The following is a 25,584-nucleotide window of genomic DNA, read 5'->3' as shown; positions in this document are numbered from 1 at the left end:
CCCGCTCCACGGGTCCTGATGTCGCGCCCGACACCAGCCTAATCAAGAGTGGCCCGACCCCGTCAGCTCCCCGGGCCCCGTCCGTCCCGGTGCCCGACGTCACAACTCGCACTAATGCCATGCGATTTCCGGCCATAGCGGACACATCTTGATGCTCATGTCGACCGTGTGTGGTCAGTCCATGCGCCGGGGCATGCCCAGGAGCCCGGCCTCCACGTCGGTCGGCTGGGTCATCACGTACTGTCGGTCGCGTTCGGTACACCACAGGGTGACCCCGTCGGCGAGGGTCGGCAGTGCCTCGTACTCGGAGCGGGGCAGGTCGGTCACGCGTCCGATCTCCACCGCCTCGTCCGGCGAGACTCGTTGCACACCCACCAGGCGGGCTTGACGCATCAGCCGCGGGGCGAGGGGACTCAGATAGGGAAGCAGCGTCAGCACGGACTGCCAGGGTGCCGAAACCACCCGGCCACGGGGCGGACGCATGCCGCAGTCCCGGATGACCAGGACTGGTGCCGTCGCCGAGGCACCCTGCGGAGGGACCCGGCCCACCTCGTGCACCGTCATGCCCGACTGGCCGCCGCCGACCGCCTGCACCACCTGCGCCCAGTGAGCGGGACGGCCGGTCTCCACGGCCACTCGGGCGCCGGTCGCCGCCACCCGCAGTGCGAGCACCTGGGTGGTCCAGAGCCCGCCGATCAGCAGGATGTCGAAGGGCGTCGGACGGTTCACCCCCAGCACGGCGGGCTGCCCCTCGCTGTTGACCCCCACCACGACACCGTCGTCCCCTACGGGCAGACCGAGCGTGTCAACCTGCGCCATGGAGAGCGTGTGCCGCGGATGACGCGGCCCGAGCAGCCCGAACCCGGTGCGCAAACGTTCCCGAAGCGCCGTCGCCGGCTCTCCGGGAGCGGCCGGCGCGTGCACGGGAGTGGTGGGCGGCGTGGCGGCCATCAGCGGGCACCTCCGAGGGGCAGGGTGGCGAGCACGCCGGGCAGTTGTTCGCGATCCAGGCGCACGAGTCCGGTCTGGGCCTGGCGCGCGGCGCTCTCCAGGCCCCGACGGGCGTCGGCCAGCTCCGTGCTGCTGCGGCCGGTCACCCGCACGTGTCCGGTGATCGCCACGTCCTGGCGGCCGCTCGGCACCATGGCGAGACTGAACGTCGTCGCCAGCGCGGGCACGGCCGTCAGCTGGGCCACCAACTGGGGCAGCCCCACCCCCTGACCGCCCAACTGCGGCCAGCGGCGTACCCAGTACGTGGTGTGCCGCCGGTTGTCGCAGCGCCAGCTGCGACTCGACTCCTCGGTCCGCCGACGGGGCGTGTCACCCTGTCCCGACTGGACGGTCACCATCGGGTTGGCGCACATCGAGGTGGCGAGGGCGGACGACACCTCCTCCTCCGTCAGCACGTTCACCCGGAAGCCGGCACCCGTCAGCCGGCTGGACAGGTGCTCGGCCGACCGCACCAGGCACTTCTGCGCCCCCGTCAGCCCGCCGCCGCGCGCGGCCACCGCGTCCGGACACAGTTCGGGATCGAGCTTCAGCGCGATCCACATGATACGGACGGCCGGGGAGGCGATCTCGGACTGCAACTGCGCGTAGTTGGTCACCACGACCGACTGCCGCGGCAGATGGGGCGCGGGCGCGGTCTGCGTGTGCACCACGATCTGCGCCGACTCCAGACGGATCCCGTCCACATCGAGCGCGTCCCGTACCAAGGCGAGGGGAAGGGGCCTGCGCCCGCGCTCGGCACGCAGCGCCCCGGCGTCGGCCTCGACCTGCAACACGGCGGTGATGAAGCTCCCGTCGCCCACCATGCCCACCGGCCGACGGTCGCGCTCGTCGCGGTGGACGAAGCTGTACGTGCGCAGATTCGGCTCGCACTCCACCGCCGGGGCCAGACCGGCGTCGATGCCCTGCGCCACCGCGACCTGCAGTGCCGCGCGTCGGCGTGCACGCAGCGCGAGGTGACTGGCCAGCCACTCTGGCAGCGAGCGCCGGCGCCGCCGTACCACCGCCAGAAGCATCAGCACCACGGCGACGGCCACCGACGGCACCATCGCCACCGGCCCAATGAGCCAGCCGCACACCGCCAAGGCGGCGGCCAACTCCAGCAGGACCAGCCGCTGCAGGGTGGAGGAACCACCACGTGCCGGACGCGCCTGCAGATGCGGTGCGACCGAGGCCCGGGCAGCCCACGCCGCGCGTCCGGCATCCGTCGGCGCGTCGGAACGACGGGATGCCGATTGCGTGCGTGACCGGGATCGCGACGCGGAAGCCATCACTCCAAATCCCCCGAACTCTCACCAAAGATATTGTGCTCAGCACACGACAGGCTCCGGAAGCCTACCCGTGCCCCAAGCACCGTCCGGCAACAGGCATAGTAGGGGTCGGGTCTGACAGCCGAGGTTCCGGAGGCGACCGGAGCGGGAGAGGGAGCAGTGGCGACCACTGTCCCGCCGTTCCGCCACGCCCTCGTACGGGGAGAGAACGAAGACACATGGCATCACGGCGCGATGAACTGAACGCCTACACCTTCGCGAAGCGCCGCACCCTCGCGTCTTTCCTGCAGCCGTCACCCTCGGGTTCGGAGGAAGGCGCCCCCAAGCCGCTGCGGGCGATCGTGCCCGGTGCGGTCGTCGGCGTCGTCGTCCTGGCGGTGTTCGGCGCGATCGGCCTGTTCAGCCCGACCGCTCCGAAGGGCTGGGACCAGGTCGGCGGGCACGTGATCGTGGCCAGTGACTCCACCACGCGCTACGTCGTCCTGAAGACCGACGGGAAGAAGCAACTGCACCCCGTCCTCAACATGGCCTCCGCCAAGCTCCTCCTCGACCCCGACAAGGACAGCGTCATCACGGTCGACGAGGGAGTCCTCGACAGCGGCAAGCCTCCGCACGGCGCCACCATCGGCATCCCCTACGCCCCCGACCGCCTGCCCGTCCCCGACGACGCCGAGCAGGCCAAGCGCTGGGCAGTCTGCGAACGCCCCGGTCCCGGCGGCCGGGCGATCCAGAAGGCGGCGTTCGTGTTCGCAGAGAAGGACTGGCCCAAGACGGAGGGCGAGAACAAACTCGCCGGCGGCGACCTGATGTACGTCGTCGGACCGGACGGCACCTCCCAGTACGTGGTCGACTCCCGCGGCTTCGCTTACCCGCTGGCCGACCCGGCCGACAAGGAACTCCTCAAGGCCCTCGACACCCAGGGCCGGGTCCCGCAGCGGGTCTCCCAGGAGTGGCTGGACACCCTCCGCAAGGGCGACCCGATCGAGATCCCACAGATCAAAGGCACGCCCGGTGCGGCGGCGGGGGCCTCCGACATGCTCGGGGAATACGACCGGATCGGCATGGTCATCAAGGCGTACGACGGCCGGCGCATGCAGTACTACGTCGTGCAGAGCGGAGCCGTCGCCCGTATCTCCGAGTTCACCGCCACCCTCCTCCTCAACAGCGGCGCCCTCGTCGACGTCGGCCAAGCCGGCGAAGCCCAGCAAGTCAGCCCCGGGGCGGTCGTCGACAGCGTCGAGTTCGAAGGGCAACGGAACTGGCCTACGGACCGTCCGAAGACGGTGAACGACGGCACTTCCGCGACCTCCGGCCGCAACACCGTCTGCAACGTCCTGCGCGCGGTGAACGCCAAGAACGGCACGACGACCCTGTCCGCCTGGGCGAGCACCGACTTCCCGGCCCAACTGCCCACCGGCTCCTCCAGCGCGTACGTGACCCCGGGCTCTGGCCAGCTCTACCGGCAGTTCCAGGGCAGCGAGACGAAGGCGGGCGGTGTCTTCCTGGTCACCGACACCGGGTTGCGTTACGCCCTGCAGTCCAACAGCGACAGTGCCGGCGACGACAAGGGCATCGGCACGTCCGACAAGAAGCGCGAGCAGCAACTGAGCGAGTCCCGGATCGCCCAGACACGGCTCGGATACGAGAACGTCGAACCCTCACCCGTTCCGGTGCAGTGGTCCACATTCCTGCCCACCGGCCCCCGCTTGTCCGAGGCGGCTGCACGCCAGCCGCAGGGCTCGTGACGACCGTGGCTCCCCGGAAGACGGAAACCATGCAGAAGCAGAAGGCCACCCGCGCCAGCGCCTGCACCCGGAGCATGACGACAGCCATGCTCGCCGCCACGGTGCTGGCCGCACCGACCGTACTCACGCTCCTCCCGGCCGCCCCCGCGGCCCGAGCGGCCGACAGCGGACAGTGCACCTTCCCCTCCAAGGACTACGAGGGCAAACCCTGGTCCCTCCAGCGCGTCAACCTGGACGAGCTGTGGGCACAGTCGAAGGGCAAGGGCGTCCAGGTCGCCGTGATCGACACGGGCGTGGACGTGAAGAACCCCCAACTCACCGACGCCGTCAACGCCTCCAAGGGCAAGAACTACCTGCCCAAGAAGAATGACAAGGGCGAGAAGATCGACCGGGGCAACGACCACGGCACCACCGACACCGTCGGCCACGGCACACGCGTGGCCGGCATCATCGCGGCCCGCCCCGCCGAAGGCACCGGATTCGTCGGTCTGGCGCCGGAATCCACGATCATCCCCATCAAGCAGAACGACGCGGAGGGCAACGGTACGGCCGCCACGCTTGCCACGTCGATCCGTTACGCCGTGGACGCGGGCGCTGACGTCATCAACATCTCCCAGGACACGGCCAAGGCGGTGAAACCCGACTCGACCCTGGAGTCCGCCGTCGACTACGCCCTGGGCAAGGAGGTCGTGGTCGTCGCCTCGGCGGGCAACGACGGCCTGGGCGGCAAGGGCAAGACGACCTACCCGGCCTCGTACGACGGTGTCCTCGCCGTCGCCTCCTCCGACCGCAACAACGAACGCGCGTCCTTCTCGCAAGCCGGTGAGTTCATCGGCGTGGCGGCCCCCGGCGTCGACATGATCTCCACCGTCCCCGGCGGCGGCCACTGCTCCGACAACGGCACCAGCTTCTCCGCGCCATACGTGGCGGCGGTGGCGGCACTGCTGAAGTCGGCCTACCCCAAGTGGACTGCCGAGCAGATCGTCGCCCAGATCGAGCAGACGGCTGAACGCTCCATCCCCGGCCACGACCGCCTCGTCGGCTGGGGCGTGATCGACCCGGTTAAGGCCCTGACGGACGTGGACCCGGCCCGCCCGGTGGAGTCCCCCACCGCCGAACAACCAGGCAGCCTCGCCAAGGCCCCCGACGTCCCACCTCTCCACGCCGGCGAAACCGCAGCGGAACGCAACACCCGCCTCGGAACCTACGTGGCCGTCGGCGCCTTGGTCCTGACAGTCGCCCTGGGCGGCACGGCGGTGGCGGTACGGGACTCACGGCGGCGGGGAAGCAAGTCGCCGTCAATTTGACCACGGCGATCACGCGACCAGATCCGCGAACGCGGGCCGGTACGTGCTGTCTCTCCTCTCAGTCAGCTCAGCGGGATGTCGCACTTTGCCTTGTCGTGCGCAAAAGAGGCCGCACTCTTCGCCAGCTCGACAAGACCCGCTCGCGTTTCGAGAGTTCCTGCGTTGCCTGCCTCTTCGAGGTGGATGACGACACTCAGGTTGTACTGACCGCCAGGGATGTTTCCGGCCGAAGTACAGGGCAGGAAGACGGCAGCCACGGATGACGAGGCGACACCATGGACGTCCGAGGAGAACGGCTTCAGCTGGTCCGTCTTTCCGGCCACTTCGCCATCGATCCAGCTTTGGGTCGGCTCGTCGCGCATCATCTGCGTACGTGCTCCCAGGAGCTGGCGGCCACCGGCCGAGACGAAGCAATCCGAGCGGTAGCTGTCGTCGTGGATGTCCACGCGAACGTTCACGTCGTCGGTGAAAGAGTACGACGGTTCTTCCGGGAGGACGGACCTCAGTGCGTCGACAGACTGAGATGCCGGTCCCAGCGACTCGCACACCTCACTTGCCTCAATTTTACCCGCATCATCGCTGAACGGCGGGATTTTGAGGAGGGCAGCGGCCACGCACACGCCTGCGAGCGCGACGGCGGCGATAGCGGCCACATACCCGTTGCGTTTGGCATTCACAGGTCAGTTTTCCTTTTCCAGCTGCCGAGGAATGCCTTCGCCGTCAAGAGCGTCGTGGACATTCTTCCCTGCATTGTTGAAGCCTTGTTCTGCTGCTGTAGCCGCAGCAGATACGATCATGGGAGAGGGATTGTCGGTGTTCTCGCCGGCCTTCTTGGCTGCTGACTCAACCAGCATGTAGGTTGAGTCCTTGGTGCCTTCGAGATCCTGCCCGTTACGATAAATGACTTCTTCTGAACTATCCTTGACAGTGCCGCCGATGATGGCACCGATGATCTCATCCGCCGCCGTTCCAGCTACGCCGCCTGCAACCACACCGCCAGGTCCAGTGAACGGAGCAGTGCCGAGCCCGACGCCGATTCCGACAGCGGTTCCACCCCAGGTGCCGATCTTATCGATGACTGCGTTATAGTCCTCGTCCTTCTTGCCCCCTTCGAGTTCACCTTCGTAGGCTCGACCCGCCCCGATCATTCCCTCGATCTCACCAGCAGTGCGTGCAACATCTTCGATGGTCTTTTTAAGATTCTCATCTTGCGAGAAGTTCGGATCGTTGAGATACGCGTCCGGGTGTTGGAAGTGGTACTGCATGAGGCTTGTCGTGTAACTGTGTTGACCCAGGTTGACGGCCGCGTACCCCTCCGGATTACGGCCCACAGAGTACAGAAAACGGGTGGTATCCGTCTCGCTAAGTTGGGCTGCCGCTCCCGCGACAGGAAATAGTTTCTCCTCGCCCTCCGTTCCTGGGTGCAGGGCGCGATGAATATCCGGCATATATTCGGCAGCGATCTGACCCATGCTGTCGGACATATAGCTATTCTTTGTAAGTCGGGACGGGTCGTCAGCGATGGAAGAGACGACACTCTGCATGAGCTTGGCCTGGCCGTCGTTGTGCGCCGACGTGTCCGCAGTCGGCATCTCGCCCGCCGGGTGTCCTGTGGTCGCTGCTTCCAGGGCAAGCGCCAGATTGTTTTGTCCGGTGTGAAGTTCGTCGCCCTTGAGGTTGGCCTCTTGAGGCCAGTCCCGCTCTTCGAACAGGTATTGGAAGTTGGACAAGGAAACCTTGCCCTTCTTGCCGTCATCGTCGGTGTCGCGCTCGAACGGGTTGCCGGGTTCGTCCTTGGACACGTACTGCTGGTTGAAGAAATCCGTTGCCGCGTCCGGGCTGTTGGACAACCCCTTCAGGTATCCCGTCAACGGGTCCGTACCACTGTCCTCGCCGATCCTGTTCAGGTAGGGGTCCATCCCCAAGCGCTGCCACGCACCATTGCGATGTTCACCGTTCCCCGTGAGCTTCCGCTCGGTCTCCATGAGCTTGGTGCCGTAATCCCGGAGGAACCCGTCGTCGTAGTCACCGGTCCGCATCAGGTTGCTCATGACCTGGAAGCCCATCGGTCCACCCCGGTCGCCGTACAAGGGTTTGTCACCGATATCGATCATCGTGTGCTTCCAGGTGCCCATCGCCGTCGAGTCGCTCTGAGACGCCGTGGCCAGTGTCATGCCCAGACTGCGCTGCAGGTCGTCGAACTTGTCGAGGCGCTCACGCCCCAAGTCCCAGTTCCCCCGCTGAGGGTCGGTGACTCCGGTCCAGAACTCCAACGTCCCTTTGGGACCCAGCGTCGTGGCGAACCGCTCGGCGAACAGTTCGTCGCCGGCGTACTTCTTGAGTCCCGCGGTGAGCCTGTCGAAGTCCTTGACACTGAGGTCGTCGGGACTCTTCTTCGCCAGTGCCGCCAGCTCTTCCGCTTGCTTCAAGGCCTCGGCTGCGGAGTCCCGGTCCTTGTAGCTGGCGTCGGAGAAGCCCAGCGAGCTCTGGTCGGCGATGGCCTGGAGGACGGTCTTGGCCGAGTTGTCGCTCTCGGTGGCCTTGTTGAGGATGCCCTGGATCTGGTCCCGGAGCGCGGTGATGTCGCCCTTGTTGTCCTGATCCATCTTGCTGCGGGCTTCGGGCGGGGCGTTCGTGGTGACAGTGAAGCCGCCCTCGTAGCCGATGACCGTGAGGTCCTTCTTGCGGCCGCCCTCCAGGGCATCAAGGAGCTGCCGATGGTAGTCCTTCAGCTCCCCGACCGTGTCGTTGAGGATCTTGTAGATGGACGTTGCCTGGGTGTGGGCGTCGGCGAACTCTCCCGCCGTCTTCCCGATGAACTCCTTGGACACCTTGGCGTTCACGCCGGCCCAGTCGGCTTTGTTGGCGCCTTGGTGCAGATTGTCCTCGGCGTCCTTCTTCATCTCTGCGAGACTGCGGACGAGTGTCGACCAGTCCGTCAAAGCATCGTCGATCAGCTTGAAGTTGGCATCGCGCAGGGCTTCGAGTTCCATCGAGCTATTCGTTCCTCATAAGTCGGAGACGAGGGAGAAACCGGGGTTGCCCGCGCCCAACGGCGGCGGGCGTGGCGCGTCAGTCCTTCTTCTCCTTGCTCTGCTCGCCGTAGATCTCGTTGTGCCTCCCAGGCGGCCCGACTCGTTCGTCGAAACCGGCGTCCAGCGTCGCGATGCTGCTCATCTGCCGCAGGATGTAGCCCTCGTCACCGTCATGGGTCTTCTTGGTGACCTGCATGTGGTTCGAGATCTGGGCGCACGCGTCCATGAGGGACTTCAATTGCTCGTCCCACCGCGTCGACACGTGCTTGAGCCCGGCGCCCAGCGCGAAGCCCTGCTTCGACAGATCGCCCGCGGCACTGTCGCTACTGACGATGTGGACCCGAGCCTTGTCCCACAGTTGGTTGTACAGGGCGTGGGCGTCCTTGCCGACCTTGGTCAGGGCATCGTTATGCACCTTCAGATCCCCGTACTGACTCGGTGCCCGCACGGGGCCACCGCCGTCCAGCTGGTTCAACTGCATGTGCGCGGAGCCACCCTGCCGCTGCTCCAACGCGTCCGTCTTGAGCTGCTCCCACTCGTCCCATGCCATGGACGGCTACCTTCCCCGTATGCAGGACCATCGACGCCGTGCGGATCACAGGGCGCCGTGCGGTGACCGGACTCTGCCATAACCTAGCAATGGCTGGGCGAGGCGACGTAGCTCGCATGGTCAGCCCCGGACATAAGAGTCTTCGCCGATGGCTCTCTGACTGGTTCTTGGCCATGATGCATCCCCGTTCGCGCTCGCCGCTTTGCTGGTCCTCATGACCTGTATGAAGGCGGACCGCGTACGTTCCTGGCGCGAGTCGCTGAGCCCTTCCGCTCCGACCTCCCGGACCCGGCTTTCGTGGTCGGACGAGCCGTCCTGACTCTCATGGCCGTTGTCTGTGCCATCGTCGGTTTCCAGGGGCTAGCCATGCAGGACGGACGCGGATGGAGGGACGACGAACTGACGAGCGCGGCTGAGGGCGTGACCCCGGCCCTGGACGGCAGTTTCACCTATGGAGACCCTGAAGGACGGGTCCCTGGTCGACTTCGACGGTGACTGCGCCAGGAAGGTCGAGCAGGAGGTCCTCGAGCACGGTGGTGGGGACGCCCCACAACTGGGCCTGACCGCCGCATCGGTCGGCCCGGCGGCGCCCGTCCAGGACGAGTACCGCATCCCAGCCGACGGGGGCAGACGCGGTCCTCTATAGGGCCCGCGGTTCACATACCGATACTGCGCCGCCGCCTGCCTGGCATCCGTCACGGCCGTCGGCCGGGTCGCGCAGTCAACTGCGGGTGCCGGACAAGACAACGAGATCTTCGCGTTCATCGCGCCTGTGGCTGGTCGAGGTGAAGACGACGCATCGCCTGCTGGTGGTCAAGAGCAGCCAGCCGAAGCTGCCCACGGCCCTCGAAGCACCGTGGGCCGGCTGTGACTGCCCAGAGACGCGCGAGCACCGCTCAGTGCATACGCTCACCGTCAAAGGTCTCCGCTTGGACTTCCCACACGGCCTCAGACAGTGGAAATCCTGCGGCAGCGCACCAACATGAAAGTCGGCTGGCAAGGTCACACGGAACGTCCGCCCGATCGCGGACACGACAGCACGACGAAGGTCCCCTGATCTGTGCAAGGTTCCCTGGTCCTCATGCTTGGGCGGTCGATAGGGCTCAGAGGTCAGCCTTTGAAGAGGATCTGCGGCGGCGCATCCGGAGGTAGTTGGAGGCATGCGCGGGCGACCCAGTCATGAGCCTGGTACTCCTCGGATGTCGAGGCATGACTGCTGGGGCGTCGGGCTTGAGGCGCCCGATCCGCGGGCGCTCGCTCACTTCTACTCGGTTCTGCTGGGCTGGGCGATTACCGAGGAGGAGCCTGATGGGGCGGCGGTCGCATCCTCGGAGAGTGTGGGCTAATAACCTTCCAGCTCTCGGACGGCTACGTCCCTCCAGTCTGGCCCGCTCAGGACGCCCAGCGGATCACGATGTCGGCCCGGCGTTCCCAGCGGACTCGCAGTCGCCGGAAGCCGTGCAACCAAGCGAAGGTTCGCTCTACCACCCGCCGGTAGACGTCAAGCCCGGTGCCGTCCGTGGTATTTCGGCGGGCGATGGCTCACTGCGAGGAGAGTGCCGTGGCCTGCAACCGCGGGACCGCCGCTTCTACGTCCAGTGTAACGCCCAACTCGCCTGTCAGGCACGGCTACCAGGGGCGATCCACCTTGTTGTGTTAGCCGATTTTAGTCCGACGGTAGTTGCGTGGGAACAGAGGGTTTGTTTTTGCAGCTGAAATCGTCGACGACTGTCCGTGCCGACTGCAGCAGGTAGGTGAGATGTGTGTTGGTGTCGGTGTCGCCGGTGAGTGTGTCCCGCATGGTCCCTTCGATGGGTACGCCTCGCTCCTGACCTGGCGATGCGTCGGACACCTGGCACTTGACGTAGACGGAGTATTCGAGCGCTCCGTCGTCGTCCCGGGTTACCAGCTTCACATCAGAGTTCACGGATACGACGGAAACAGACGAGTAGATGTCTTCTTCTTTGTTGAACGGGTAGTCGAAGGGAAGTATCGAGGCGCCGTAGCTAAGCGACAGAATTCCCTGTTCGTTGCTCTTGTCGTGCGCCAAATACCTGCACACCTCTGTGCTGAGGAATGTGGGGGTCTTGTCGTTGTCGGGTTTCCATTCTCTTGCGTCCCGGTAGAAATCCTCCTTGGCGTCCTTCAGGTCGCCCGATTTGGAGGAGTCAGCCTCTTGCCCTTGATTATGCTCGACCCATTCGATACCAGATTGTCCGAGCAGTCGCTTGCAAGCGCTCGGTGAACTGCTGTTCTCCGTCTCGGCATCACATGCCGTGGCGGCGATCAGTAGACCGACGAGTGTCGAGGTAGCGAGGATCTTCTTGCCGTTCAACGTTATTAACCTCGACTGTTGTCGGTGTCAGTGTGATCTTCGCCAATCAGGTATCGAGCCTGTGCGTCTTGAGTCAATTTGCGCACTTCATGTGGAGACATGTTCTCGTCTTCCGCATAATTCAGGAGCGGTGTCATAGCATTGCGTTGCCCCTGATCCTTTGCATCTTGAATCGAATCGATCGATTCCTGGTCGTTCTTGTACTCGTTCTCCTGGAGCCAGTCGATCGTGTGGGTTCCCATGACCGTCTCGCCGGCTGCGCCCAGCGTCTCGAAGCCGAGAGGGACCGCCACGGCCGCCGCGACCCCGGCGGGGATGACGACTCCGGAAGCCACGCCCACGCCAACCCCGATCGCGGCACCAGCGGCGAACTTACGCCATTCGCCCTGCTTTTCGAGCGCTTTGTTACGTGCTTCTTCGTCATCGGAGTACTGCTGTCCGATGGCCTCGGTGCGAGACTCGTCCAGCATTCCGTGCATGGTCATACTGTGCAGTCCCGCGTCCAGCGTTGCGTCGCGATTCTCGCCCTGTGCCGCCATGAGGCTCGCCCCGTACACCTGCTGTGCCGAGGAGACCGTGGCGTAGGAGTCCTCATCGGACGCCAGCGCACGCAGGAAGTTGGTCGTGTCCGAACTGTCGAGGTCACGGAGATGTTGGGCGTCGGCATTGAAAAGGCCATCCCGGTCTGCGAGTTGCCCGCTGCCACCCCAGTCCGCCATGGAGTAGTTGAGACTGTCGATGTTGCCGGCCGCGATTTTGGCGAGACTGTCCCGGACGCCGGGCTGGGCGTCGATGATGTCGGACGTCTTGTAGTTGCCCATGACGTCGGCGACGAAGTCCAAGCGGGCCTCACGAGCCGCGATCTGCTGCTCTGTCTTCATCGGCGGAATCTGTGGGTTCGGCTCGTCGTAGGCGTACCCCAGGGTCGCGGACTCCAGTGCGTGGCCGAGGTTGTCGTAACCGATCGGTTTCCCGTCGTCGCCCTCCGGCCAGTCACGGGCACCGCCTTCGTGGCCCGCGAGGTAGTCGAAGTTGCTCATCTTGTCGTCGCCCTGGCCGGTCGAGGCGTTGAAGAACTCCAAGGACGCCACCGGGTTGTGACCGAGAGCATCCATGAAGCCGGACATCGGGTCGTTGGCGTTGCCGGTGGGCGGGTAGTTCAAGTCGGCGGTGTCGCGCCAGGCCACGCCGGGATCACCCGGGTACTCGCGCTCGTACTTCACCACGGCCTGGCCGTAGTCGTTCAGGAAGTCCGTGTCGAACTTGCCCTTGTGCATGAGGCTGCTCATGACCTGGAAGCCGTTGGGCCCCATGGGCATGGCCGGATCGACCGGGAATATCTTGGTTCCGGCGGCGATGACGTCCTTCTTCCAGGCCTCCATCGCGGGGCTGTCCCCGTGGGAAGCATTGGCGAGGGCCATGCTGAGGTTGTCCTGGACATCCGCCAGCATCTTGCCTTTGTCACCCTCGACGGCTCCACCGGGCGGCGCGGCCAGATCACGCCAGAACTGGAGGGTGTCTTCCGCACCCAGCCCGGTTGCGAACGTCTCGGTGAAGCCGGGATTGTCCCGCTGGTCCTTCAACATCTCGTTGAAGCGGGCCAGCTTCTCCTTGCTCCACTCGTCGACGTTCCCCTTGGCGATCTCCTTCTCCCAGTACTTGGCGTCAGCCTCGCCCTGCTCGCGGTCGGCTTCCTTTACCGATGCGGCCCCCGTGTCGGTGAAGTCATGTTTGTTCTTCACCAGGGCACGCAACGCACGTGCGACGATGCGGTCGGTCTCCGAAGCCTCCCAGAGGATCCTGGTGATCCGCTGCTGCGCGCCGTCGAGTTCTTCGTCGGTCGGCTGGTGGATGCCCTTGCCGTCCCCGGCTGCAGCTCCGGACGGTACGGAGGCACTCACCTTGCCGCTGGGATTCACGTAGATGTTCCGCTTCGCCAGGTCGTCTATCGCGGTGTTGAGAGCGGTTTTGCGCTTGGTGAGGTCGGCATGGGCATCCCGCAGGAGGCCGTGGACACTCTTCGCCTCTGCGGCGGCGTCCGCGAACTGCGCAGCTGTCTTGGTCACGAACTGGCGTGACACGGTGGCGTTCGCGCCCTTCCAGGTCGCCGCCTCAGCCTTGGACTGCAGGCCTGCGGCGTTGACATCCTCGTTGCCGCCGTCGGCCAGCTTCTGCAGGCGTCCGGCCATGGTGGCCCAGTCGTCCACCGCCGTCTTAAGGGTACTCAGGCGCAGATCCGTGAGCTCCTGAGCCGTCAGCGTGTCCGCCACGTGAATCAGTCCCCGTTACTCGCTGCCGGTGCCTTGTCGGCTGCCGTCACTTGAAGTAGCTGTTGATGCGGGAAACGGTCATCAGGTCACCCGCCGCGTTCCGCATACCGGTCACTACGTGCGCCTCGTCCTCGGCGTGCCGGGCACGGCTGAAGTCAAGGTGGTTGGAGATGTGGGCGCACGCTTCGTTGAGCGTCTGCAGTTGGGTGTTCCAGGCGTCGTGTACCTCAAGGAGCGCCGAACCCATGTCCAGGCCGTCATTGAAGAGATCGTTCGACGCCGTGAACGTACTGGGACGCGCGAAATCGCCGTCAACTCTGAGCCGCTCGCGTAGGTCGTACGCCATGTTTCCGAGCTTCCCCAGTTCGTCGTCATGGACGACGAGGTCCGAACCCCCACCACCCCCGGACTCCGCTGGGAGCTGATTGAGTTGCATGTGCGCCGACTGCCGCTCGACGGCACCGGACTTCAGTTGCTCCCACTCTTCCCATGCCACTCGGTCGTACCTCCCCGTTCGGGACTGCGGCAACCGAACATTCTTACCACGTAGCCGGATTGGCACGGATGAACAGGGCGGTGGCAGGGGCTGTGGACCTCGCGAACGTTTCTGCTACGCAGCGAAGGCTCCGTTCGGCACTTGGCATTCGCGACGGTCGGTAACATCACGAAGGTGTGGATTGCTGATGGTTCCTGCGCAACTCGGACTAGCTCTCGTCGAATGCACTGGAGTCGGATGGGCGATGATCTCGAGCTGGCGTCGCTGGGGTCACCGGCAACCCCGAGGTCCGCCCTTGTGGGCATTCAACGGATCTCGTTCGTCCCAGGCTGCAGGTGACCGTGCGCTGCATCGGGCGCGCCGCGAGGTATGAGTACGGGTACTCATGGTGGAGTTGTGAGGCAATGGGGCAGGCTTGGCAGGGGGTGCTCACGAAGCACCGGCCGCTGTGGTGGTTGAACGTCGAAACCGTTGCGCGGCTGCAACGAGGCTGACAGAAACTGCAGTTGGGTAGGAGCTACCCGGCGACTACAGTGACGAAGCTCTAAGGTTACGATCGGTTGTGGTCGTAAGCCGTTCAGACTGGCTCGACCGACGGATGTACGGGGCAGCGGGGGAGGTAGCAGCATGCTTCCAATGGTGGGAGGGGTGTCCGCCGCCAGGGCAGCCAACCTGGAGGTCACTGGCGAAGCACTGTCGACGTTCGTGAAGCGGGTGGACAGCGCGCTCAGCAATCTTGAAGGGTCGGCGGGCGACCCGACGCGTATCGGCGCGCAAAGAATCAAGCCCTCTTCGCTCAACAGCGGCAGCACGGCCGCCTTCCCGGAGGCTCACGCACTCTACCTGCAGTACAACCGGGTCCACGAAGAGCTCACCAGCCTCTCCAAGACACTGCACCTTCAGATCGAGGCCATCGGCATCGCCGTCAGGGGCGCGCACGTGGGCTTCGACAATCTCGAAGAGGAGCAGCGCCGCCGCTTCCAGCTGATCCAGACCCAGCTCAAGCAGATCGAGGACGCCAGGGGCGGCAAACAGCGCACCGAATCGACAGTCAGTGGGGGCCTGTAGACATGTCCGACAAGCGTCACGAGGCGGACTACGACCGAATCTCTCGGCAGAACACCGCTGCCGACTTGACGCGGGGCCTGGAAAAACGCCCCTCGTTCGGGCTCTTCGGTGGGATGCTGAAGTCTGCTGTCGAATCGACGCCGCTGGGTTCGGCCATGCGAGGCCGGACGAACTTCGAGAACCACGACCTCAACGAGATGGTCGACCTCGTCGAACAGACGAATCCGGAAGACCTGGAGAGCTCGGGCAAAGCGCTGTGGGATGCGCGAGACGCCATCAAGGAGGCCGCCAAGGAGTTGGACGGTCATATCGGCAACGTTCGCTGGGTGGGCGAGGCGGGCGAAGCCTTTCGTAAGTGGGGGCGCGCTCTTGTCACCAGCACGCATGCCCTGAGTGCCTTTGCCGGCGGGGCGGGAGACCAGATCACCGCTGCCGCTGTGGGCCTGGCGCACGTACGCACTGCCATGCCGGAACGTGATACGAGGCCGACGAGCAAGGCGCTGCGGCCCGAGCAGCTCCCGATGCCCATGCAGGTCGAGGGAAACAGCGAGTACACGGAAGCGGTTCGCGTCGAGAAGAACCGCCAAGAGGCGATCAACCAGATGAACCGGTTGTCGTCCTACTACGCCGTGTCCGAGGAATTGCTCGCGGGACTGGAGCCGCCCAAGTTCACGGATATGCCGGATGTGGGAGTGCCGAAGCCTCAAAAGGATTACCGAACCGGGACGCCTGATGTTCGCCAGCCGGGTCCCATTCAGGAACGCGAGAGCGGAAGCTTTACGGGCGGTCATTCGGGCACCGTCATGGAGGACCGAACTCGGCCGCATACAACGGACGGCACCGTTGACTCATCTGTGAGCATCACACGGCCGGCCGTCTACACCGATGTTCCTATTGCGACGAACATCGACAGTGTTGGTACGCCAACGCTGCCTACGGCTCCTGTTCCCGGCCCTGCGTTGCCGACCACGCCACCCCCGGGTGACGGTGGTGGACCGACTGGCCCGTTCGGTCCGAGTTTCGGTCCTCCGGTGCCTCCTGGACGCTCCGGCCGGGCTGATGGCGGACCCGGTCGTGCCAGGGCGCCGTTTCCGGCCCAGGGGCGTGTGACCCCTCCCTCCCAGGGTGGGGGCCCGGGGCGTCAGGGCAGCCAGGGGCCCTTCAATCAGGTGGGGCGTCCGACGCCTGCCGGGCAGCAGCCCGTCGTGAAGGGGCTCACGTCAGGAGCCAAGCCGTCCCTCATGGGGCCCGGGGTGAGCGGCGGTACTCCGCGTCCTAACCCCACGATGGCGCCGAAACCGGTGGGCGGCCCGGTCACCGGAGCCGGCCGGACTGGTGGTGTGGTCGGCGGTCGGCCGATGAGCACCACGGGTACAACGGGACGAAGTGGGCCGAAGCTTCCCCGTGGCACGGTCGTCGGGGCTGACGCCGGATCGCAGTCGGGCAAGGGTCGTTCCACGGCGAAGCCCGGTATCACCGGTGCGCCTACGGGGGCGAGGTCTGCCGCCCGTGCCGAACGGAACGGCATGACCCGTGGTGGTACGGGGCTCGTGCGCGGTCCCGGCGGACGTGGGCGCCGTCGCGATGAACGCAGGGAGGAAGGTGCGGAGCGACCCGACTACCTGGTCGAGGACGAAGAGACACACCTGCCTACGAATCCGCGGCGCGATGTGCCGCCGGTCGTCAACTGAGCGCGAGCGAGGACTCACCCCATCATGAAGTCAGCAACACGCCAAGGGCTGCGAGTACGCGTAGGGGGCGCCGTCGTGAGTGCCCTGATTGCCGTTGGCGTGAGCTTTGCTCCAGGTGCCACTGCGGCCGACGTGCAGTCGGAGCAGTGGTACCTGGGGCCAATGCAGGCCGAGAAGATGTGGAAGACCAGCACGGGGGAGGGCATCAAGGTCGCAGTAATCGATACCGGAGTTAACCCCGACACGCCTTCCCTCAAGGGGCAGGTTCTGGCTGACGAAGTGCCTAAGCAAGTCGCGTACGGTGCCACCGACGACTATGCGGGCCACGGCACGACGATGGCAGAGTTGATCGTCGGCACCGGGGCAGGCGGACGACTTCAAGGGTTGGCGCCTGGCGCGGAGGTCGTGCCCTATCGAGTTCCGTTGGGAAACGAGCTCAGCGCCAAGGAGGAGAAACGGGCGCCCACCTCAGCTGAAGCGATCAGGGCAGCCGCGGACAGCGACGCACGCATCATCAGCATGTCCATCGGCTCCGTAGCCTATGAAGCAGAAGATGCAGCAGCAGTGAAGTATGCCGCTTCCAAGGGCAAGATTTTGGTCGCGAGTGTCGGGAACGGTGGCCAGGACAGTGGCTACATTGAGTACCCAGCGGCGTACCCATACGTCCTTGGCGTGTCGTCCATCGACGACAAGAGCCGCATCTCAGACTTTGGCCAGTCGGGCAATTACGTCGACTTGGTGGCGCCGGGTGAGAACCTCCCCGCTTATTGCAACGGGAACTTCGAGAAGTACTGCCACAACCTCAACGGCACCAGTTTCAGCACCGCCATCACCTCTGCCGCAGCCGCCCTCATCTGGTCCGCGCACCCGGACTGGACGGCAAACCAGGTCACCCGGGCGCTGATCGACACGGCTGGCCGTAAGTGGCCCAAGGACGAGCCGACCTCGACCGCCGGTTACGGGACCATCCGCCCTCGGTCGGTGCTGGCGGACCCGAACTACGACGCCGGGGAGCCGTACTCCGACCCGCTGCGGAGGGAGAACATGCAGGAGGGGGAGAAGCTGGTTACGGAGATTCCGCCGGCGTCCGCCTCCGCGAAGCCGTCCGCAGGTGCAACAGGCCCGTCACAAGGTGCCGCAGGGTCTTCCAAGGACAAGCAGGCGGCCGCAGGCTCGGACGATGCGAAAGCCGTGGCGGCCGACTCGTCCGGTGAGAGCAGCACGCTGTGGATCGTGCTCGGCGCCGCCGCAGCCGTGGTCGTCATCGGCGGCGGTGCCTTCGCCGTACTGCGGGCGAAGCGCGCGCACTGACACCGGCGCCGTCGGTGTCGTAACGAGAGAAGGAAACAGGGAGGGCAGGGCGGATCATGGCCGTCGACCAGAAGCTCGAAGATGCAGCGGTAGTCAAGCTGCAGAAGGACATGTACGAGAAGTTCGAGAGCATCCGTAAGCGAGTTCACAACCTGCAGGGTGTGATCGACAGCCTTGAGGGCCAGTGGCAGGGTATCGGCCGTGCCGCCTTCGACAAGAAGCAGTACGAGATCAACACGTCGCTGCAGAACATGGGCCGCATTCTCGCGGACGTGGTGGACGCGATGACCACGACGCGGAACATCAAGGACAGCAAGGAAGACGAAGTCCGTGCTGCCGTGAACAAGATCGACGTCCGCGACGGTGCCAAGACGTCACCCCTCAGCGCGCTCTGAGTCGAGCGGTCAGCAGGCGCCGGAGAGCAGATCCGACGGGGCTCGCGGCGCAAGGGTCAGCCACAGCCGGCGCACGTCCGGCAGGAGAACAGGGAGGCAGAAATGGGCGGTCGTAACGGCGAGGGCCTGCAGGTAACGTACGACGGACTTGACGTCGCGGCGACGAACATCGCCAACGAGGCGAAGCTGCTGGACGAGGACATTCAGCAGCTCACCAAGATGGTGGAGGGCAGCAAGCAGTACTGGGCGGGCAAGGCCCAGGCCGCCTACGACGAGAAGCTGCGTCTCTGGAAGAACGAGACCACCGACATCCACCAGGCTCTCATGGGCATCGGACATGTCGTCGGTTCGTCCGGCGGTTCGTACATGGAGGGTGACCTGGCCGCGTCCAGGTACCTGCAGTAGGCGAGGCTGGAGCAGCAGCCGAAGCGGTCGCAACAGAGGGTGGGCGTGCGCGGGAGACGCCCACCCTCATTGGTGACTCCGGAGGCGGTTCACCCGGCCGCCACTCGACGGTGGGAGCGGGAAGTCCGATGGGTCTTCCGGCTCCAGGGTGGGCGCCATTCGACGACGGAGGGGCGGGCTGGCGGAGCAAGCGCTCCGTCGGCCCGCCCCTCTCACGCCTCACCCGCGGGTGACCGGTCGTTCGGCCGTCGGCCGACGAACCCTCAGCGGCCGCCGGTGTCCGTGTCCTCCGCCAGCCCCACCTGGACCAGTGGCCTTCCCCGCCGACGGGACACGAACACGCCCCGGCCCGGCGGCATCGTGCGCGGCCGGACGCCGCCCAGCAGGTCGCCCTCGGCCGTGTCGCCGCTGAGGACAACGCCCTGGGCGCCGAGTTCCTTGAGGCGCTGCATGAAGGACTCGTAACTGGCGCGGCCGGCACCCGCGGTCGAGCGGGCGATGATGAAGCGCACGCCGACGTCCCGGGCGAAGGGCAGGAGTTCGGTGAGATGCGCCAGCGGATTGCCGCTGGACGTGGCGACCAGGTCGAAGTCGTCGATGATGATGTACACCGCCGGGCCCTGCCACCAACTGCGGTCGCGCAACTGCTCCGGCGTGACGTCGGCGGTCGGCGTGCGGCGCTGCATCAGCTCGGCCAGCGCGTCCATGTGGTGCTGCATCTGGTTCGACATGGGCACGTACTCGGCCAGGTGCGACGGCGGGGTGACGCCCAGCAGCGTACGGCGGTTGTCGATGACGAACAGCTTGCAGGAGTCGCCGTCGTAGCGTTCGCAGAGCCGGCGGATGAGGAGCTTCAGCAGATTCGACTTGCCGGACTCGCTCTCGCCGAAGATGAGGAAGAACGGGTCCTGCTCGAAGTCCACGAACACCGGCTCCAGGTTGTCCTCGTCGAGCGCGAAGGAAACCCCGCGCTGCGGGAACCGGTCCCCCGGGGGAAGCTGCTGCGCCGGGAACTCGCGCGGCAGCAACCGCACTGCGGGAGCGCCGGGCTGCTGCCAGTGCCGGGTGACCTCGGTCGCGAGCGCCTGGGTGGCCTCGGCGAGGTCCGTGTCGGAGGACAGCCCGTCGATGCGCGGGACCGCCGCCATGAAGTGCTGCTTCTGCGGCGTCTGACCGCGCCCGGGAACACCCGTCGGCACGTTCGCCGCGACCTTGCGGTCGAACTCCGAGTCCATCGAGTCACCGAGGCGCAGTTCGAGGCGGTTCATCAGGTGGTCCTTGAGGTTGCTGCGGACCTCCATGGAGCGGGACGCGGTGAGGATCACGTGGATGCCGTAGCCGAGACCTCGCGCCGCGATGTCCAGCACCAGCGACTCAAGGCCTTCGTAGTCCGCGCGGAAGTTGCCCCAGCCGTCGATGACCAGGAAGACATCACCCCACGGCTGATCGGTCACCGAGATGTCGCCACGCGCGCGGCGCGCACGGAACTCCGCGATCGACGAGATGCCGGCCGTGCGGAAGTACTCCTCGCGGCGGGTCAGCACGCCGTAGACCTCGGCTGTCGTACGCCGTACCTTCTCGGGGTCGAGGCGCGAGGCCACGCCTCCGACGTGGGGCAGGCCGGCCAGCGCCGACAGGCCGCCACCGCCGAAGTCGAGTCCGTAGAACTGGACTTCGTGCGGGGTGTGGGTGAGCGCGAAGGACGCGACGATCGAGCGCAGCAGCGTCGACTTGCCGGACTGCGGTCCGCCCAGGATCTGCATGTGGCCGGCGGCGCCGCCGAAGTTCACCCACAGCGGGTCCCGGCGCTGCTCGTACGGCTTGTCGACGATGCCGACGGGGACGACGAGCTGCCCCGCGCCCTCGTAGCCGGGCTGGGTCAGCCCGCGGCCCGCCACCTGGGCGAGGCCGGGCAGCAGTGTGTCGAGCGACGGCGGACTGTCCAGCGGCGGAAGCCACACCTGGTGGGCCGCCGGGCCCTGCGCCTCCAGGCGCCGGACCACGACATCGAGGACCGTGTCGGCGAGGGCGTCGTCCGTCACGTCAGGGGTCTCCTCGCGCTGCTGCGGCACCGCCAGGTACCGCACAGGGACCTCGGCGGCGGTGAACAGCACCGGCCGCCGGTCGATCGGCCGGGGGCCGCCGGGAACCGCCGCCTGCTGGGAACCCGTGCGGTATACACCCGAGACGTACGCCGCCTTGAAGCGCACCATCTCGTCCGTGCCGAACTTCAGGAACCCGGAGCCGGGGACGTTCGGCAGTTCGTAGGCGTCCGGGACGCCGAGCGCGGAGCGGGACTCGGCCGCGGAGAAGGTGCGCAGACCGATGCGGTACGACAGGTAGGTTTCCAGGCCGCGCAGACGGCCCTCCTCCAGGCGCTGCGAGGCCAGCAGCAGGTGGACGCCCAGCGATCGGCCGATGCGGCCGATCTGGACAAACATCTCGATGAAGTCCGGTTTCGCCGTGAGTAGTTCGCTGAACTCGTCGATGACGAGAACGAGGGAGGGGATCGGCTGCAGTGCGACGCCGGCCGCGCGGGCCTTCTCGTAGTCGTGGATGTTGGCGTAGTTGCCCGCGTCCCGGAGCATCTCCTGGCGGCGGTTGAGCTCACCGCGGATCGAGTCGCCCATCCGGTCGACCAGGGTCAGGTCGTCGGCGAGGTTGGTGATCACGGCGGCGACGTGCGGCAGTTGCGCCATGCCGGCGAATGTCGCACCGCCCTTGAAGTCGGCGAGGACGAAGTTGAGGTTCTCGGACGAGTGGGTCACGGCCAGGCCGAGGACCAGGGTGCGCAGCAGCTCCGACTTGCCGGAACCGGTCGCGCCCACGCACAGGCCGTGCGGACCCATGCCCTCCTGCGCGGCCTCCTTGAGGTCGAGCATCACGGGCCGGCCGTCCTCGCCGACGCCGATCGGCACCCTGAGCCGTTCGGACTGGGAGCGGGGCCGCCAGGTCCGGCGCGGATCGACGGAGGCGGCGTCGCCGAGGTTGAGGAGGTCGGTGAACTCCAGGTTGGCGAGCAGCGGCTCGTCGTCGTCCCCGCCCGTTCCCGCGCGCAACGGGGCGAGCTGCCTCGCCAGCGCCTCCGCGCTCTCCGGGGACAGGATGTCGGGGGTGCCTTCGTAGACCGCTCCGTGCACGGCCTCCAAGCGCAGTTCGTTCGGCTGGACGACGACCGAGAGGTCGCCGCGTCCAGTGGTGAGGGTGCCGGGGACCAGCTCCACGACCGTCACCCCCTGCAGACCCTCGGGGCTCGCCAGCAGCGACGTCGGCGGCAGGGAGACGCCGTCGAGCACGATGACCAGGTGCGGCTGATCGGGCACCGGGCGGCCCTGCGGATGGAACCGGGGGCGGCCTTCGAGACGAGTGCCGAGCAGTTCTTCGAGCGCCGTGGGATCGGCGGTCATCAGGCGCCGGGAGCCCGCTCCGTCAGCGGCACCCCCCAACTGCGTGTGCGGGAGCCACTTCGCCCACTCCCACTCCGTCGCCGCGTCCCGCCCGGTGGCGACAGCGATCACAAGGTCCTCGGGGGAATGCAGCGCGGCGAGCGAAGCGGTGACGGCCCGGGCGGTGCCGCGCGCGGTGACCGGGTCGCCGCTGATCGTCAAGTGATAGAACGCCCGCAGGGAGACGGCCATCGGAAGGTGCTCGACGGTGCCGTGGGTGGCGATGAAGCGGTGCATGGCGCCCGCGGTCAGCGGTTCCAGCTCGTCCACCGGGGCGGTCTCGGGCGGCACCAGGGGAGTGGCCAGGGACTGCGGGCCGAGGCCCACGCGTACCTGGGCGAAGTCCTCGTCGCCCGTGCGCCGCTCCCATAGCCGGCTGCCCTCGGCCACCAGCGCCCACAGCTGGTCCGGCGACGGATGCAGGTAGTACTGCGCGTCCCGCTGGGCCTGTGCCGTTGCGTGCGCGGTGCGCCTGGTCTGCGACAGATAACGGAGGTAGTCGCGGCGGGTGTCGGCCATCTGCCCCTGGTTGCCGCGGCGGTAGCGCACCAGCATCGCGATGCCCATGGCGATCGTGGACGCGATCATCACCATGCCCATGATCTTCATGATGGGCTGCGCCGAGGGGTTGAAGAAGAACACCACCGACCCGCCCATGCCGAGCATGGGCAGGAGTTGCATCCATGCGCCCTCCTGCTGCCCGCGCGGGAGTTCCGGCGGGGACTGCAGGTGGACCTCCTCCGTGGGCACGTTCTTCGGCAGTGCCCGAGGGGGGCGCTTGACGACGATGTGACTCACTTCGCACCAATTCCCTTGCCGGCCCGACCTGTTCCGTTCACCGCCCGTCTCCCGGTGTACGTCGATCGCGAAGGACGATCCTACTGACACCTGCGAACAGCAGAGGGCGGTAGGGTGCCGTGAGACGCGTGAGCAGTTGCGAACCCGTCCGGGAGGGAGAAGTGAGGCCCCGCGGGCGGCGCGACGCTGGACACGGGCTGTTCCCCGCGCAGTGCTGCGGGGCGCCGCCGAACAACCGAGCAGGATCGTTACCGAGAGGCAGGGCGCGCCGTGCCGCACCTTGCCGCCATCACTCACGAGGGGGACGACGGGTGAGCATGACGGCCTCCGCGCCGACCGGCGCGACAGGCGGAGCACGCACGGGTGCCGGAAGCCCGGCCGCAGCGGGTTCGGGACTCGGCTTCTGCCGGGTCACGATCGTGGCGCCCGACAGCCGTATCGACGTGGCCCTACCCGACGACGTGCCGGTCGCCGACCTGTACCCGGAGATCCTGCGGTTCTCCCGGCAGAGCCCCGCCGAGGGCGCGCCCGTCGGTTACCACCTCGTACGCCGTGACGGAACCGTCCTCGACAGCGGCCGCTCCTTCGCGGCGCAGCGCATCCTGGACGGTGAGCTGCTCACGCTGCGTCCGTTCGCCGACTCGCTGCCCCCGGCCGTCTTCGACGACGTGTCGGAGGCGGTCGCCTCCGCCGTCGTCCACGACCGCACGCTGTGGGACGGTGCGCTCACCCGGGTGGCCTGCCTGGTGGGGGCGGGAGTCCTCCCTGTTCTGCTGGCGTTCGTGGCCTGGAGTTCCCAAATCCGTCACGACATGCACAGCCTGCAGGGCATTCTCGCCGCGGTGGCCGGCGTCCTGCTCGTCACCTTCGCCTGCGTGCGGGCGCGCGTGTACAGGGACCGGGGCTCCGCGCTCGCCCTCGGCCTGGGCGGACTCGCGAACCTGGCCGTGGCGGGCTCCGGACTGCTCCCGCTCAGTGACGGCCAGGGCATTGGCCGACTCCAGTTCCTCCTCGCCTGCGCGGCGGTCCTGGTCGCTTCCGTCGTGCTCACCCTGGTGTCACCGAGCGGCGACAGCGCCTTCGTCGCGTTCGTCTTCTCGTCCGCGATCGGCCTGCTCGCGACGTTCGTGGGGATGCTGACGCACCTGAAGCCCATGGAGACAGCCGCGGTCTGTGCAGTCCTGTCCGTGTGCGCGCTGGCGTTCCTGCCGGGTCTGTCCGTGCGCTTCGCGCGACTGCCGATCGGCTTCGAGCCGCCCAACCAGCCGCGCGGCTCCTACGCGTCGGACGAGGCCACCGCGCCCGAGCCCGTGGACGCCGAGCGTGTCGCTGCCCAGGCCCGTCGCGGCCACGAGCTTCTCGCGGGGCTGGTCGGCGGCTGCGCGCTGGTCTCCGTAGGCGCGTCGCTCGTCCTCGGCTTCACGAACAACGTGTGGGCGCAACTGCTGACGCTCGCCACCGGCGTCGCGATGGTGATGCGGGCGCAGCTGTTCCGCTACACCACCCAGGTCGCCGCCACGCTGGCCGCCGGGCTCGCCTGCCTGATCGCCCTCGGTCTGGGGCTGGCGATGAGCCCGCCCGTGGAGTACTGGCGCGACGCGCTCCAGGGCGACACCGCAGCCCTCGACATCCGCAGCGTGTGGCTGGTCGCGGCGGTGGGCGTGGCGGTGGTCCTGGTGACCGCGATCGGCCTGATCACTCCCCGGCGCGGTGTGACGCCGTTCTGGGGCCGCTTCATGGAGATCGCTGAGGTCTTCGTCCTGCTGACGCTGATTCCCCTGGCCCTGGCGGTCTTCGACGTCTACGCCTCGGCACGGTCGATGACGAGCGACTGAGAACGGCGCTCATTCGTACGGCGCCCACGTGGCACCGGGCGCCAGACGGCGGGGCGGCCGGATACGCACCACGCCCTCCCACCACACGCGGAACGGCGGGTGGGCGGCATAGTGCGTGGCCCGCTCCGGGTGTCATTCGACGCCGCCACCCGCCCGCAGCGTCACTCGGCGCCGTTCCCGCTCTCCCGGGGCGTCGGCTCCAGGTCGAACTCCCCGTCCCGCGCGCCGAGTACGAACGCCCGCCACTCCGCCTCCGTGTACCGCAGCACGGTGTCCGGGTCGAGGGACGACCGCATGGCGACGGCGCCTTCCGGGAGGTAGGCGATCTCGACCCGCTCCTCATGGGTCTCGGTGCCGGGCGCGCTGTGCCATTCGACGCCGGAGATGTCGAGGGCGTAGAGCTCGTCCCGCTCCCGGTCCTTGCGTGCTCGGAGTTCCTTGTCCTCGGCATCGGCCATCGTGGCTCCGGTCCTTCCTGCTGTGCCAACGAACTGTGCGGCTACCCTACTTGCCGCCCACCCTCCTGCCCCGCGGTTCGCGCACGCCTCACCAGGCAGGGAGTGACGATGCCGTCGGCTCCTTGACCTCTCGACTCCCCGAGATACCGACTCCTCCACT

19 protein-coding genes and 1 pseudogene are annotated in these 25,584 nt (G+C 66.8%); 9 read left to right on the top strand and 11 right to left on the bottom strand.

The window, feature by feature from the left end; translation table 11 throughout:
• Positions 1-174 precede the first annotated feature (174 nt).
• The gene (locus D1J63_RS09590) at positions 175-951 is read right to left on the bottom strand and encodes a hypothetical protein (protein WP_125628575.1); all 777 of its coding nucleotides are present in this window, start codon (positions 949-951) and stop codon (positions 175-177) included.
• Entirely contained in the window at positions 951-2,279 is a 1,329-nt protein-coding gene (gene eccE, locus D1J63_RS09585; protein WP_125628574.1) for a type VII secretion protein EccE, read from the bottom strand. The genes D1J63_RS09590 and eccE overlap by 1 nt, the downstream gene beginning before the upstream one ends.
• A 218-nt stretch (positions 2,280-2,497) precedes the next feature.
• Between eccE and eccB the strand changes: the two genes are divergently transcribed.
• Together eccB and mycP are read left to right on the top strand one after the other, a co-directional pair.
• Positions 2,498-4,024 carry a type VII secretion protein EccB gene (eccB, locus tag D1J63_RS09580; protein ID WP_125628573.1) on the top strand — a complete coding sequence of 509 codons (1,527 nt, stop codon included), beginning with the start codon at positions 2,498-2,500 and terminating at the stop codon, positions 4,022-4,024.
• Positions 4,025-4,110: 86 nt separating this feature from the next.
• On the top strand, positions 4,111-5,331 hold the full coding sequence (gene mycP / locus D1J63_RS09575; RefSeq protein ID WP_125635344.1) for a type VII secretion-associated serine protease mycosin: 1,221 nt from the start codon (positions 4,111-4,113) through the stop codon (positions 5,329-5,331).
• 62 nt (positions 5,332-5,393) lie between these two features.
• On the opposite strand, the gene D1J63_RS09570 is transcribed toward mycP, so the two are convergent.
• From D1J63_RS09570 to D1J63_RS09560, 3 genes are all read right to left on the bottom strand, one after another.
• Positions 5,394-6,008, bottom strand: a complete 615-nt coding sequence (locus D1J63_RS09570; RefSeq protein ID WP_125628572.1) for a hypothetical protein — start codon at positions 6,006-6,008, stop codon at positions 5,394-5,396.
• A 3-nt stretch (positions 6,009-6,011) separates the two neighbouring features.
• Complete coding sequence (locus tag D1J63_RS09565; protein ID WP_125628571.1) at positions 6,012-8,324, bottom strand: hypothetical protein; 2,313 nt, start codon at positions 8,322-8,324, stop codon at positions 6,012-6,014.
• A 79-nt stretch (positions 8,325-8,403) separates the two neighbouring features.
• Positions 8,404-8,916 carry a hypothetical protein gene (locus tag D1J63_RS09560; protein WP_125628570.1) on the bottom strand — a complete coding sequence of 171 codons (513 nt, stop codon included), beginning with the start codon at positions 8,914-8,916 and terminating at the stop codon, positions 8,404-8,406.
• 451 nt (positions 8,917-9,367) lie between these two features.
• Between D1J63_RS09560 and D1J63_RS09555 the strand changes: the two genes are divergently transcribed.
• Positions 9,368-9,562: a hypothetical protein gene (locus D1J63_RS09555; RefSeq protein WP_125628569.1), complete on the top strand. Its 195-nt coding sequence runs from the start codon at positions 9,368-9,370 to the stop codon at positions 9,560-9,562.
• 767 nt (positions 9,563-10,329) lie between these two features.
• Here D1J63_RS09555 and D1J63_RS37095 read toward each other — a convergent pair.
• The 4 genes and pseudogenes from D1J63_RS37095 to D1J63_RS09540 all read right to left on the bottom strand — a co-directional run.
• A pseudogene (locus tag D1J63_RS37095) lies at positions 10,330-10,455 on the bottom strand (IS5/IS1182 family transposase); the annotation flags it as partial.
• 127 nt (positions 10,456-10,582) lie between these two features.
• Complete coding sequence (locus D1J63_RS09550) at positions 10,583-11,251, bottom strand: hypothetical protein (RefSeq protein ID WP_125628568.1); 669 nt, start codon at positions 11,249-11,251, stop codon at positions 10,583-10,585.
• Between the two features lie 5 nt (positions 11,252-11,256).
• Positions 11,257-13,521 (bottom strand): hypothetical protein, encoded by a 2,265-nt coding sequence (locus D1J63_RS09545; RefSeq protein ID WP_125628567.1) that lies wholly within the window; start codon positions 13,519-13,521, stop codon positions 11,257-11,259.
• Positions 13,522-13,567: 46 nt separating this feature from the next.
• Positions 13,568-14,017: a hypothetical protein gene (locus tag D1J63_RS09540; protein ID WP_125628566.1), complete on the bottom strand. Its 450-nt coding sequence runs from the start codon at positions 14,015-14,017 to the stop codon at positions 13,568-13,570.
• A 627-nt stretch (positions 14,018-14,644) separates the two neighbouring features.
• Here D1J63_RS09540 and D1J63_RS09535 point away from each other — a divergent pair.
• The 5 genes from D1J63_RS09535 (at position 14,645) to D1J63_RS09515 (ending at position 18,887) form a co-directional block, all read left to right on the top strand.
• Positions 14,645-15,085 carry a hypothetical protein gene (locus D1J63_RS09535; protein ID WP_125628565.1) on the top strand — a complete coding sequence of 147 codons (441 nt, stop codon included), beginning with the start codon at positions 14,645-14,647 and terminating at the stop codon, positions 15,083-15,085.
• Between the two features lie 2 nt (positions 15,086-15,087).
• The gene (locus tag D1J63_RS09530; protein WP_125628564.1) at positions 15,088-16,776 is read left to right on the top strand and encodes a WXG100 family type VII secretion target; all 1,689 of its coding nucleotides are present in this window, start codon (positions 15,088-15,090) and stop codon (positions 16,774-16,776) included.
• Positions 16,777-16,800: 24 nt separating this feature from the next.
• Complete coding sequence (locus D1J63_RS09525; protein WP_125628563.1) at positions 16,801-18,087, top strand: S8 family serine peptidase; 1,287 nt, start codon at positions 16,801-16,803, stop codon at positions 18,085-18,087.
• 56 nt (positions 18,088-18,143) lie between these two features.
• A complete protein-coding gene (locus D1J63_RS09520) occupies positions 18,144-18,482 on the top strand; it encodes a WXG100 family type VII secretion target (protein WP_102932725.1) in 339 nt (112 codons plus the stop codon).
• 102 nt (positions 18,483-18,584) lie between these two features.
• Entirely contained in the window at positions 18,585-18,887 is a 303-nt protein-coding gene (locus D1J63_RS09515) for a WXG100 family type VII secretion target (protein ID WP_102932726.1), read from the top strand.
• A gap of 263 nt (positions 18,888-19,150) precedes the next feature.
• Here D1J63_RS09515 and eccCa read toward each other — a convergent pair whose 3' ends face one another.
• Positions 19,151-23,131 (bottom strand): type VII secretion protein EccCa, encoded by a 3,981-nt coding sequence (gene eccCa / locus D1J63_RS09510; protein WP_125628562.1) that lies wholly within the window; start codon positions 23,129-23,131, stop codon positions 19,151-19,153.
• Between the two features lie 317 nt (positions 23,132-23,448).
• Between eccCa and eccD the strand changes: the two genes are divergently transcribed.
• On the top strand, positions 23,449-24,966 hold the full coding sequence (gene eccD / locus D1J63_RS09505) for a type VII secretion integral membrane protein EccD (RefSeq protein WP_125635342.1): 1,518 nt from the start codon (positions 23,449-23,451) through the stop codon (positions 24,964-24,966).
• A 161-nt stretch (positions 24,967-25,127) separates the two neighbouring features.
• Here eccD and D1J63_RS09500 read toward each other — a convergent pair whose 3' ends face one another.
• Entirely contained in the window at positions 25,128-25,424 is a 297-nt protein-coding gene (locus D1J63_RS09500; RefSeq protein ID WP_125628561.1) for a DUF397 domain-containing protein, read from the bottom strand.
• Between the last annotated feature and the right edge of the window lie 160 nt (positions 25,425-25,584).

Origin of the sequence: Streptomyces sp. KPB2 (assembly GCF_003950055.1) — a bacterium.
Classification (GTDB): Bacteria; Actinomycetota; Actinomycetes; order Streptomycetales; family Streptomycetaceae; genus Streptomyces; species Streptomyces salinarius.
The sequence above is the reverse complement of the archived record's forward strand: the minus strand, read 5'-3'. Positions and strand labels throughout refer to the sequence as shown.